Below are 12572 nucleotides of genomic sequence, written 5' to 3'. Positions count from 1 at the left end.
TTACGGCAACTAATTCGCTTCATTGTCTTTTTCTAATATAACAATTTCCACTCGTCTATTTTTACTCATATTTTCCGGACTGTCATTTGGAACCAGTGGCTTTGTGTCACTATAGCCAACAATTGTAAATCTTGACTCATCAAAACCATTTTTATTTACTAAGTATCTTACCACACTGCTTGCTCTTGCACCTGATAATTCCCAGTTAGATGGGTATCTGAAGCTTTTCATCGGTTTGCTGTCGGTGTGCCCTTCTACCTTTACTTTGTTCGGTATTTTTGATAGCAATGAACCAATTTTATTCAAAAATGGTTCTCCTTTTTCAAGTATATTTGCTTCTCCCGGATCGAACAGGATAAGCTCCTGTAATACTAAAACGACTCCCCGCTCGTTCCTGCTTGCTGAAATAACGTTATTCAATTTATTTTCATCTAAGTATTTTTCAACATCATGCATCAATTCATTTAATGAATCTTTCCCATCAATAGTATCATCGCGATCATTTATGTTTTTTAATTGGGATGGAGTTTCAAATTCATTAGAATTTCTGCCACTTTCTTCTATACTCGTATTTTCAGTTGGATTATCCATAGGTACTGGTGAAGGATAAAAGTCAAAAATCATTCGATTGCGAAATGAGTCAGAAATTGCCTCAAATTTGACTAAATCGATTTGTGACATAGAAAATAATAAAATAAAAAACACTAGAATTAATGTTACCATATCTGAATAGGTAACCATCCATTTCGGGGCACCTTTATCCTTTTTTCCTTTAATTGGTCTACGCCTCATTTACACTCTCTCCTGCAAAGGAAGTTTCTTCATAGGTTTCTTCCTTTTGCTTCGTTTCACCGGAAAGAAAAGCGCTTAGTTTTTCCTCGAGAATTCTTGGATTTTGACCAGATTGAACACCAATCACGCCTTCAATAATAATTTGTTTCAAAAATATTTCTTCTTCTGTTTTACTTTCCAGCTTATTTGCCATAGGTATAAATACCAAATTAGCAAGAACTGTTCCATAAAGTGTGGTAAGTAATGCCACTGCCATAGACGGACCTAACGTTGTTGGATCCTGCAGGTTGTTTAACATTAGTACTAACCCTACCAGAGTTCCAATCATTCCCCATGCTGGTGCATATTCGCCAGCTTTTTCGATGATTGCTCGTCCCTTGTAATGACGATCCTCCATCGCGGTAATTTCAGCATTCATAATATCATTAATTACTTCAGGCTCTATTCCATCTACCGCAAGCAAAATACCTTTTTTTATAAATTCATCATCTACTTCGTCTAATTCATTTTCTAATGCCAAGATTCCTTCTCGCCTTGCGCGCTCCGATAATTTAACAAATAACTGAATAAGATTCGGAAGCCCCTGGTCATTTTTATGAAATGCCTCTTTCATTACTTTAAATGCCAATTTCATTTGTTCCATTTTAAAATTGATCATCAATGAGGCAATAAGTCCACCAATTACAATGAAGATGGAAGAAACATCGAGAAAGGAAGTTACCCCTTGACTCCCACCATTTGTTAAAATCGCGAGCATAATCATGATGAAACCTAACGTAATGCCGATTGGAGTTAATATATCTCTTCTTCTCATACTCTCTCTCCCCAAACTGAGTTGAATAAATAAATCAATCATCATTACTTTGCAGTTTAATTTATTCTTTATATCGACACTATTTTAGTTTTGTTGAGTTCCTTTCTATGATTCGATGCGGCAATACGACCTTTTTTTCAGTGACCTCTTCCTTATTCATATATTTTGTCAATAATCGCATTGCAACAGCACCAATATCATACATAGGCTGTACAATTGTAGATAAAGTTGGACGCACCATTGTTGCAAGCCTTGTATTATCAAATCCGAACACTTCAATATCATCAGGAACTGAATATCCTTTATCCTGCGCACCGTGTATAACCCCTAAAGCCATTTCATCAGAAGCAACAAATACAGCTGTTGGTTTTTCATATAAATTTAAAAGCTGTTCTACTGCTTCCAACCCTGAATCGTATGAATAATCACCTTTAATAATGTACGCCTCATTTAATGATACAGAAGCCTCTTTCATTGCTCTTAGATAACCTTCATACTTTTGCTGGTTAATGAGTGTATCATCCTGGCCCGATACAAATGCTGGGTGTGTATTACCTTGATCTAGTAAAAATTTTGTTGCTTCATATGCCGCTTCTTCATAATCGATATTTACTGATGGAATTGTTTCTGATTCATCGTACGTTGCAGCTAACACAACAGGGACGGAAGCACTTTTAAATTGTTGTACATGCTCCTCGGAGATGTTTCCCCCCATAAATAAAATACCATCAACTTGCTTTTCCAGCATGGTGTTAATTAGCTGCAATTCTTTATCTTTATTTTGATCCGAATTACTTAAAATAATATTGTATTTGTACATTGTTGCAATATCCTCAATACCTCTAGCTAATTCGGCAAAAAAGATACTCGAAATATCCGGGATTATTGCACCTACTGTTGTCGTCTTCTTACTTGCCAACCCTCTGGCTACAGCATTCGGTCTATATCCCAACCGTTCGATTGTAGCCAAAACCTTTTTTCGTGTTACTGGTTTAACGTTTGGATTTCCATTGACAACCCTTGATACAGTTGCCATTGATACATTTGCTTCTCTTGCAACATCATATATTGTTACATTCATTTTGCATAACCTCCAGTGTACAACGCACTATTTTATATTACATACTTTACCACAAAACATGCATTAACAAAATATAAAGGCTGATCAATTGTTGATCAGCCTTTATATTTATGAATGGGAAGCAATTGCAGCGTATTTAGATAATTCATCCATAAACGAATTGAATGATGGAATATCCATTTGTTGTGCAGAGTCTGAAAGTGCTACTGCTGGATCCGGATGCACTTCTGCCATTACCCCGTCTGCACCAATTGCAAGTGCTGCTTTTGCAGTAGGCAATAATAAATCTCTTCTCCCAGTTGAGTGTGTAACATCAACCATTACCGGTAAATGTGTTTCTTGTTTTAAAATTGGTACTGCTGAGATATCAAGCGTATTTCGTGTCGCTTTTTCATAAGTTCTGATCCCGCGTTCACATAAAATAATGTTCCCATTACCGCGGGATATAATATATTCAGCTGCATTGATAAATTCCGAAATCGTTGCGGATAATCCCCGTTTTAATAATACAGGTTTATTAACGTCCCCAGCGGCTTTTAACAATTCAAAGTTCTGCATGTTTCTTGCACCTATTTGAATAACATCTACATAATCAATTGCCTGTTCTATATGGGCTGGATTTACAATTTCACTGATAACAGCTAAATCGTATTCATCAGCTACACGTTTTAATATTTGTAATCCCTCTAGACCAAGTCCTTGAAAGTCATATGGTGATGTTCTAGGTTTAAATGCTCCACCTCGCAGTAATTTAATTCCCCGTTCTTTCACTGCCTGAGCTACCTGGGCAACCTGTTCATAACTTTCAACCGCACATGGTCCCATAACATAACTTGTTGTACCATCACCAACTTTTTCACCTTTAATATCAATAATAGTATCATTCGGCTTCTTCTTTCTTGAAACGAGCAATGCTTTTCGATGGTCATCCTCTTGCAATTCCAAACTTGCTTTAAAAATTTCCTTAAAAATGTGTTCAACTGTTGAATTCTCAAAAGGACCATCATTATGCGCTGCAATTTGATTAAGCATATCGCGTTCACGAACAGGATCAAATCGTTTAATACTTTGTTTATTCTTAATCTGTCCGATTCCTTGTACGAGCTTAGCGCGACGATTAATTAATTCTAGCAGTTCTAAATTCACATCATCTAATTCTTTACGTAATTGTTCCATATCACTCATTTTTTCCGCCCCCAAATCCAATTAATTATTATAGAAAAAGTAGCTGCATTTTTTTATAATTAGAGACCATTATAGCTAAAAATTTTTCCTTTGTCATTAAAAAGTTTATAATAATAAGTATATTCTTTCTTGAAAGGAACTTTTTATTATGGAAGAACGTGTATTTGCATTAGATATCGGCACAAGATCTGTAACAGGAATTATACTGGAAAAACAGAATGATAGATTTTCAATTGTCGACTATTATACTCAGGAACATAAAGCAAGGTCCATGGTTGATGGACAAATACATAATGTTGTAGCAGTTGCTGAAGTAATTCAAGAGGTAAAAGCCGTATTGGAAAATACATATGGTGAACTTAAATCAGTATGTGTAGCTGCAGCAGGACGGGCATTAAAAACAATTCAGGCGGAAGCAAGTATTGATTTGAAACAACAGCCAATTATGGAAAACGACTCAATCAAGCATTTAGAATTAAGTGCTGTCCAAACGGCCCAGTTAGAATTAGCTTCGGAAGAGCAAAAAAATGATTATTCAAATTACTATTGTGTCGGCTACTCCGTTTTACACTATAAGCTTGATGGAGAATTAATTGGTTCGCTTATTGATCAAAGCGGCGAGAAGGCAACTGCTGAAATAATAGCAACCTTTTTGCCAAAGGTAGTCGTGGAATCACTGCTAGCAGCACTTAGTCGGGCTAATCTCGAAATGGAGGCACTAACACTAGAACCTATCGCAGCAATCCATGTATTAATTCCGGAATCAATGCGAAGGCTTAATGTTGCATTAGTCGATATTGGTGCTGGTACAAGTGATATTGCTATTACAGATAAAGGTACAATTGTCGCATATGGCATGGTCCCAATTGCTGGGGATGAAATTACGGAGGCAATCAGTGAACAATACCTATTGGACTTTCCAGAAGCTGAACAGACGAAACGCACAATCGTAGAAACTAAAGCTGCAACAGTTCAAGATATACTAGGATTTGAAAATGCAATATCGTATGAAACACTGGTTCATGATATTTCCATCTCCATTGAAAAACTTGCAGACGCAATAGCTGAAGAAATTATAGCCTTAAATTCCAAACCTCCAAAAGCCGTAATGCTTGTGGGAGGCGGGAGTCTGACTCCTGAGCTTACAAAAATGACTGCCAGAAAATTGCAATTGCCAGAAAACCGGGTTGCTATAAGAGGTATAGAAGCTATCCAAAATCTAACAATAACCGATAATTTGCCAAATGGCCCAGAATACGTAACACCAATTGGGATTGCTATTTCAGCAAAACAGAATCCTGTTCAGTATGTAAGTGTAAAAGTAAACGAAAAAGTAATTAGAATGTTTGAAATGAAGCAATTAACCGTTGGGGATTGTTTCGTTCAAGCTAAAATAGAAGCAAATAAATTATATGGAAAACCAGGCATAGCAGCAATTATAACAGTAAATGACAAAGAAATAACTTTACCAGGTGGATATGGCAAAGCACCTAAAATCACCTTAAACAATAGAAAAGCAAGTGTTGATAGCGAAATTCACAATGGCGATGTGATTTCAATTGAGAAAGGAACAGATGGTGAAGATCCATCTATTACAATTGACCAGCTAATCGGCGAAACTCCATCATTTACTATTAATTTCAATAGTAAGCCTGTTTCAGTAAAGCCATTAATTTATGTTAACGATGTTCAAAAAGAAAAAGATTATGTCATTAAAGATAATGACTCTATTGTTATAAGACAACCGAAAACGATTCAGGATTTCCTGACATTGGTAAGTTCTGAAAAACTACATACAATGAAACCATATATTGTTTATGTAAATAATAAAGAAATGAAAATAGATAACGGTGAAACATCTATAAACTTAAATAATAAAGAAGCAAGTTTAAGTCATCCTCTAAAACATGGGGATCACTTGACTATATCTAATGCAGCAAAACTATCTGCACAGGATTTATTAGATAAAAGTAATCAAACATATTGGGATTCCATCACCGTCGCGTTTAATCAAAAGCCAGTGACCATTAAACAGCAGCGTATCAACATCATCAGAAATCAAACCGAAATAAAGCCGGATACCATCATTCAACCGAATGATCGAATAGAAGTAAGGGAAAAGAAGCAAGATTCATTTATATTTCAAGATGTATTTCGATATATTGATTTGGACCTTGCAAATGCTAATGGGAAATTTCATTTATATAAAAATAAGCAACCTGCTACATTCTATGAACCGATTCAGCACGGTGACAGCTTGGAGATTAATTGGGAAACTCCATAATAAAGGCTGGGGATTTCATCCCCAGCCTTTATTACGCATTTTCCAGTTTATTTTTTCTCCACCTCATCCGCTGCCTCTTCAATTGCCTCTGCAACTTCTTCAGCAGCTTCAAGTGCTTCATCCTCTTTGGTTCTCTTTTCTTGTAATTTTGTTTGTACAGTTTTTGTTAGATCCTGCGTTTTTTGCGAAACAGATTTTGCAGAGTCTAATGCTTTGCTTTTAATATCTGATCCTTTAACATATGCTCTTTCCTTCCAGTCAGACCCTTTTTCAAAAGCAGTATCCTTCCATTCATTTGCACGATCTTTAAATTGAGAAGCGCCCTGATTAATATCTCCACGTAATTCTTTTCCGGCTTTTGGTGCATACAGCAATGCAACGGATGCCCCAACAATTCCTCCAATTAACGTACCAATTATAAAATCTTTACTGTTAATATTCTGATCTTGTTGATTTCCCATTCCAATTCCTCCTCAAAATAAAATGATTAATTCTTTTTCTTTTTCCACAGGTCAACCACAGCTGACCCCCACTTAACTGCTTGGGAAGCCTTGTCCTGATTTTGAGATGCAGCTTTGGAAATGCTTGTTGCAACTTGATTTAACGACTGGTTAAACTCCTTAACTGTTTCACCTATTCCCTTTACTCCATCAAAAAGCCCATTCAGCTTAGAAGACTTATCATTGATGTCTTCAGCTAACTTATTCGTTTTATTAAGTAGTGCTGTTGTTTCTGTTGTAATGCCCTGCATTTGTTTTTCCAGACCCTCAAGTGTATTTGCTACGTTATTAAGCGTACGTGTACTTGCCTTCAGGGTCATTGCCAAATATACTACCAATATCGCAAAAGCTACTGCTGCGATTAATGCGGCACTATATAACAAGATCTCCATGGTAAATGTTCAGCTCCTTTGATATTCTATATTGTTATTTTAACCTATAACTTCCTTACTTAACAGTAATACCCTTTTTCCAATCACTAAAACTCGGGAAAATAGTTTCTTTATAGGTTTATCATAACCATTTCGACAAATATGTACGTAAATCCTTTAAATTTTGATTAAAATGGTTTTTTTAATAAATTATTGTTCCTGAACAGAACAGTTAATACAATAGTAACGAGTGATGAAATTCACAAAAATAAAACCGCTAAATAAGGGCTAAGATATGCTGAAAACATTTGATTAAGAAGGAAGGATTACAAATACCCAAAAAGAAAATCCGAACTAATACAAATTCTAATTGAAGAATTCATAGTTCGGATTTCTCTATGACTTTGATCCCAGTCACTTTTTAATCCCTCATAATGTATCACGCATTTTTTAATTCATTATCATTGTTCAATGCATCAATTTGTTCTTCATAGGCCTGCTGGAACTTTTGAATGTCACCTGCACCCATAAATATTAGCACACTATCTCTATAACCAAGTAAGCTGTCTGTATGTGACAATTCCAAGATGGAACTATCATCTATCAGCTTTTGAAGATCGCTTATTGTCAGTTTACCACTCTCTTCTCTCGCTGAACCAAATATGTCACATAAGTATACGTGATCGGCCAAGCTTAAGCTATCAGCAAACTCCTGTAAAAAAGTCTTGGTTCTTGTATACGTATGCGGCTGAAAAATAGCTACTATAGATTTGTTTGGGTATTTTTTCCTTGCTGAATCAATTGTTGCTGTAATTTCCTTAGGATGGTGTGCATAATCATCAATTATTATTTGATCACCAATATTTTTCTCCGTAAAACGGCGTTTAACTCCTTTGAATGTACTTATCTTTTTAATGTCTTCCGCTCTCATGCCTTCATAATGACAGATAGCTATAACAGATAAGGCATTGAGAACATTGTGGTTTCCATACGTTGGAATAATAAAAGTATCATAATAGGTATTACGTACAAATACATCAAATTCAGTACCATTTGCTGTTTCATTTACATTTTGTGCCTGAAAGTCATTTGTATCAGCAAATCCATAATAAACAACAGGAACTTTTGCTTGTATTTGTTGTAATTGTTCATCATCACCACATGCGATAATTCCCTTTTTAACTCGATCTGCCATTGATTGAAATGCATCAAATACATCATCAATACTTGTAAAATAATCTGGATGATCAAAATCAATATTCGTCATAATCGCATAGTTTGGTTCATAGCGTAAAAAGTGCCGGCGATATTCACACGCCTCAAACACAAAATATTTACTATCAACATGCCCTTTTCCTGTTCCGTCACCTATTAAATATGAGATAGGATACGTTTCGTTAAGAACGTGCGCTAATAAACCTGTAGTTGATGTTTTTCCATGGGCACCTGTCACAGCAATACTGGTAAATTGTTTTAACCATTCACCTAGAAATTCATGATATCGATAAAAAGTATTACCTTTTCTTTTTGCTTCCTTAATTTCAATATGTTCATCCGAAAAAGCATTACCTGCAATAATCGTGTATTCATCTTTGATGTTGTTTTCTGAAAAAGGGAATATTGGAATGTTTTTATCTTCTAATCCCTCCTGCGTAAAAAAGCGTTTGTCGACATCAGAGCCTTGCACTTTTTCACCGGAATCATGAAGAATATGTGCTAATGCACTCATTCCAGTCCCTTTTATACCAATAAAATGGTAAGTTGTCATAAAAAAGAACCTCCAAGTATACGTGTAAAAAGGATTGAGCCATTTAACATTAAAATTAGCTATTACATAATTATAGCAAATCTTGCTTAAGAGTGAAATAATATGTTTTAGGCTCTTGTAGCAAAGATACATTTCAGATTTATTAACGTTCTTGTTTATAATATTCAACTGGTTCCAGGCGAGGGTTAGGACGATAGCGTCGCCCTTCTTTAGCTTCAGGAGTGCCGTTCAGCAAAACATTGTCTCCCGTAAATCCAATATTAAGTTTCAGTAAACTTCTGCCAACCCCATACATATCTACAGGCACACCTAATTTTTCAAAATCCTCAATGCGCTGCTCCGTAAATCCACCTGTAACAACTATTTTCACATGTGAATAGCCATCATCATTAAGTGCTTTTCTTAAGGCAAAAACTAATTCAGGATTTACCCCCCGCGGATCAAATGTACCCATTAAATGGTGATTCCGTAAAAAGTATTTATCAACCAGTGTCCGTGATGTATCTATCCGAACACCTTTTAATTCCTTACCAAACGCTCTAGCTACTTTTAACGAATCAGTAATGACATCATTATTATAATCAACAAGTGCAACAAGTTCATCCTCTGGAAACATTTCATGGTAAGCACGTGATGCAGCAACAACATCTCCACGAAACATTTGAATCATTGCGTGTGGCATTGTCCCCATACCCTCTTTGCCCCACCACTCATTCATAGCGTGTGTTGCCTGTGCAGTAGACCCGCCGATGAAAGCTGCATATCCATCACCAGCCTGTTGAGTGAAATGGTCATCACGATCCCCCATAAAAATAACCGGCTTTTGCTTTCCAGAAGATCTGGCTGCTTTTACGACATTATATACATTTGTTGCTACTGATGTTCTTCGTGCCAATATTCCATCAATGATACCCTCTAAGAATCCAAAATGCTGATATGGACCAGAAATAGTTAACACCGTTTCATATGGACTTATTTTATCTCCATCCTTTAACGAATTTATCTCAAGCTTATCTGGATGTTCTGCAAACGTATGTAATAATGCAATTGCCTCATCTGTTCCGCATAGAACTGCATTTTCTTTTTGAAAAAATTGCATCGTGACATAATTATGCGGAAGCTTCTGTTCAGCCATTTCCTTTGTTTTTAAAAAATATACTGCTGAGAACCATCCTTCCCCAATTCGCTCATCAAACTTAAATGTTTTATTTGTTAATCGTTTTATCTTCCCATTTAATTTCTGCTCGATTTCTTTCATAGTTTTGCTTCTCCTTAGCGGTAATTGTGTAACCAGTACCTTCACTTTATATCCTATCATAATAAAACAATCAAAACTCTACAAGTGGGAAGACCTCTTTCTTTACTCCTGCATGCTTTCTATCTGTGATGGTGAAATTAATACCTCTCTTGGTTTACTGCCATTCTGCGGTGCAATTATTCCCTTTGCTTCCATTGAATCCATTAAACGGGCAGCGCGATTATAACCGATTTTAAAGTGTCGCTGCAATAACGATGTGCTTGCACTGTTATGCTCGACAACAAATTCAATAGCATTCTCAATGAGTTCATCAGCATCGTCTTCAACTGCAATTTGCTCTAATAATTGTTCCTGTTCAAATAAATAATTAGGTGGCGCAATTGATCTGGCATACTTTGTAACTCTTTCAATTTCCTCGTCAGAAACAAAAGCACCCTGCAGCCTTATACTCTTTCCAGCACCATTTTCTACAAACAGCATGTCACCTTTTCCTAATAACTTTTCAGCACCGCTTGTATCAATAATCGTTCTTGAATCTACTTGTGATGAGACACTAAATGCAATCCGGGTTGGAATATTCGATTTAATCAAACCAGTAATGACGTCTACAGATGGCCGCTGTGTTGCTACAAGCAAATGAATTCCGCATGCCCTGGCTTTCTGTGCAATACGGCAAATAGCATCCTCAACATCTTGAGGGGAAACCATCATTAGATCAGCCAATTCATCGATTACTATTACAAGGAACGGCAATTGTTCATCAATACGGTTTTGCTTTTTCATCTTCTGATTATATCGTTCAATATCACGGACACCCTCATGCACAAATTTCTCATACCGTTCCTCCATTTCCCCGACTGCCCATTTCAAGGCAATTGTTGCGGCTTTTACATCTGTTATTACAGGTGAAACTAAATGTGGTATCGAATTATATGGAGCCAATTCCACCATTTTGGGATCTATCAATAAAAACTTAACCTCATCATGGTTAGCTTTATAAAGCAGACTAACCAAAATTGTATTGATGCAAACACTTTTCCCAGATCCAGTTGCACCGGCTATAAGTCCATGAGGCATTTTTTGTATATTTGTAACGAGGGGTGACCCTTCAATATTCAGTCCTAATCCAATCGTTAAAGGTGAACTGCTATTTTTAAAGGATTCTGCTGCAAATATCTCTTGTAATCCAACCATTTGCGATTTAGGGTTTGGAATTTCAATCCCTATCGTGTTCTTTCCTGGAATTGGAGCTTCAATTCGAATATCCTTTGCAGCCATATTCAGTTTTAAATCATCACTTAAATTTTTAACTTTGCTTACTTTGACCCCTAATTCGGGTTGCACTTCAAATCTCGTTACCGCTGGACCTTGGGTAGCATTAACTACTTTGGCCCTTACATTAAAATACTTTAACGTTTTTTCTAACAATTCCTGCTGATTAGTTATCCACAATTTGTCCTGATTATTTTCAGGTGCAGGATCGTTTAATAAATGGAAAGGAATAACACTATTTGTTTCAGTCTGAACTGGCGCAACGTGCTTTCGTATTTTCTCTTTATACCGGCGTTTATCATTTGCTGACATCATAACATTAAAAGGTAAAACAGATTCCTTTTTTTTAGCATTAGATTGTTTTGAAAGTGACTGCCTATCTTCCCTATTTTTATTTTTTTCTTCCCTTTTATTACTATGTTCATTATTTTTTCGTTCATTATGGGTAGACGATTGTTTATTCGATTCCACAAAAGATTCAATCGAGTCAAATTCACGATCTGCTCTTTGACCTCCATTTTTTTGGTTAAATTCGGTATTTTTCTGTTCTGAATCTACATGATTGGTTGTTTGTTTTTCAATCTGCTCCACTTTATTTATTGTAGCTTCTTGTTTAATTTGATTATAAACCTCTTCCTGGAGTTCCTTCTTTTCCGTATTTTGTTTACGGACAAATGCTGGTACCTCATCCAGTTCTTTTTCTTTTTTTCTAGGATTAAACCCGTAAATCGGTGAAGCTACTTGTGTCGGCCGAAAAGGTTTATTTTCATTTTTATTTTCCGATTTTTGGTGCTGTACTTTGCTGTCACTTTTTTTCTCGTCTGTCTGATTTCTATTTGAACTTCTTTTTTCAACCATTGTTCTACGAGTATTATGGTGCTGTCTATTTCCATTTTTCCGTTCAAAGGCCGGTTTCTCCATTGTCTGCTTCTCACTCTTTTGATCTGGTATAACAGGAAACCGAAATGAATTTTTGTTAGGATATTGATAGGTCACTTTTGTATGTATACTTTGTTCTTTTTTATCATTTCTAATTGTTTCTTGTTGTTCATTCTCCTCATGTATTTCTTCAAAAAACAAATCCCTAATTTTCTTTTTCCATTGGTCCCACATTTGTTTTCACTCATTTCTTTGCTAAAAAAATAATTCTTCTTTATTCTATCAGTTTTTCTCGATGTTTGTAGAGTGCAAACAGATAATAAGCAGCAATATTTTTTAAAATGAAAAACAACCTTTGTCCAAAAGAC

At 35.9% G+C, this 12572-nt stretch carries 10 protein-coding genes; 1 reads left to right on the top strand and 9 read right to left on the bottom strand.

What is annotated here, in order from left to right; translation table 11 throughout:
• Positions 1-9 precede the first annotated feature (9 nt).
• The 4 genes from motS to IEV74_RS16715 all read right to left on the bottom strand — a co-directional run bounded on the left by motS (position 10) and on the right by IEV74_RS16715 (position 3872).
• Positions 10-792, bottom strand: a complete 783-nt coding sequence (motS, locus tag IEV74_RS16730) for a flagellar motor protein MotS (protein WP_188456514.1) — start codon at positions 790-792, stop codon at positions 10-12.
• Positions 782-1606: a flagellar motor protein MotP gene (gene motP, locus IEV74_RS16725; RefSeq protein WP_188456513.1), complete on the bottom strand. Its 825-nt coding sequence runs from the start codon at positions 1604-1606 to the stop codon at positions 782-784. Before motP ends, motS begins: the two co-directional genes overlap by 11 nt.
• Positions 1607-1685: 79 nt before the next feature.
• Positions 1686-2687, bottom strand: coding sequence for a catabolite control protein A (gene ccpA, locus IEV74_RS16720; RefSeq protein WP_188456512.1), 1002 nt, complete (start codon positions 2685-2687; stop codon positions 1686-1688).
• A gap of 108 nt (positions 2688-2795) precedes the next feature.
• Positions 2796-3872, bottom strand: a complete 1077-nt coding sequence (locus IEV74_RS16715) for a bifunctional 3-deoxy-7-phosphoheptulonate synthase/chorismate mutase (RefSeq protein ID WP_188456511.1) — start codon at positions 3870-3872, stop codon at positions 2796-2798.
• A gap of 148 nt (positions 3873-4020) precedes the next feature.
• Here IEV74_RS16715 and IEV74_RS16710 point away from each other — a divergent pair, with 148 nt between their 5' ends.
• Entirely contained in the window at positions 4021-6156 is a 2136-nt protein-coding gene (locus IEV74_RS16710; RefSeq protein ID WP_188456510.1) for a cell division protein FtsA, read from the top strand.
• Between the two features lie 47 nt (positions 6157-6203).
• Here the strand turns inward: IEV74_RS16710 and IEV74_RS16705 are convergent, their stop codons facing one another.
• The 5 genes from IEV74_RS16705 to IEV74_RS16685 all read right to left on the bottom strand — a co-directional run bounded on the left by IEV74_RS16705 (position 6204) and on the right by IEV74_RS16685 (position 12438).
• Positions 6204-6617: a YtxH domain-containing protein gene (locus IEV74_RS16705; RefSeq protein ID WP_188456509.1), complete on the bottom strand. Its 414-nt coding sequence runs from the start codon at positions 6615-6617 to the stop codon at positions 6204-6206.
• 26 nt (positions 6618-6643) lie between these two features.
• Positions 6644-7048 (bottom strand): DUF948 domain-containing protein, encoded by a 405-nt coding sequence (locus IEV74_RS16700; protein WP_188456508.1) that lies wholly within the window; start codon positions 7046-7048, stop codon positions 6644-6646.
• A 418-nt stretch (positions 7049-7466) separates the two neighbouring features.
• Positions 7467-8795 carry a UDP-N-acetylmuramate--L-alanine ligase gene (murC, locus tag IEV74_RS16695; RefSeq protein ID WP_188456507.1) on the bottom strand — a complete coding sequence of 443 codons (1329 nt, stop codon included), beginning with the start codon at positions 8793-8795 and terminating at the stop codon, positions 7467-7469.
• Positions 8796-8937: 142 nt separating this feature from the next.
• On the bottom strand, positions 8938-10053 hold the full coding sequence (locus tag IEV74_RS16690; RefSeq protein ID WP_188456506.1) for a nicotinate phosphoribosyltransferase: 1116 nt from the start codon (positions 10051-10053) through the stop codon (positions 8938-8940).
• Between the two features lie 102 nt (positions 10054-10155).
• Positions 10156-12438, bottom strand: coding sequence for a DNA translocase FtsK (locus IEV74_RS16685; protein ID WP_188456505.1), 2283 nt, complete (start codon positions 12436-12438; stop codon positions 10156-10158).
• Between the last annotated feature and the right edge of the window lie 134 nt (positions 12439-12572).

Source organism: Virgibacillus oceani (genome assembly GCF_014638995.1).
GTDB classification, from domain to species: Bacteria; Bacillota; Bacilli; order Bacillales; family Amphibacillaceae; genus Virgibacillus_E; species Virgibacillus_E oceani.
This window is presented reverse-complemented; position numbering and strand designations above follow the sequence as displayed.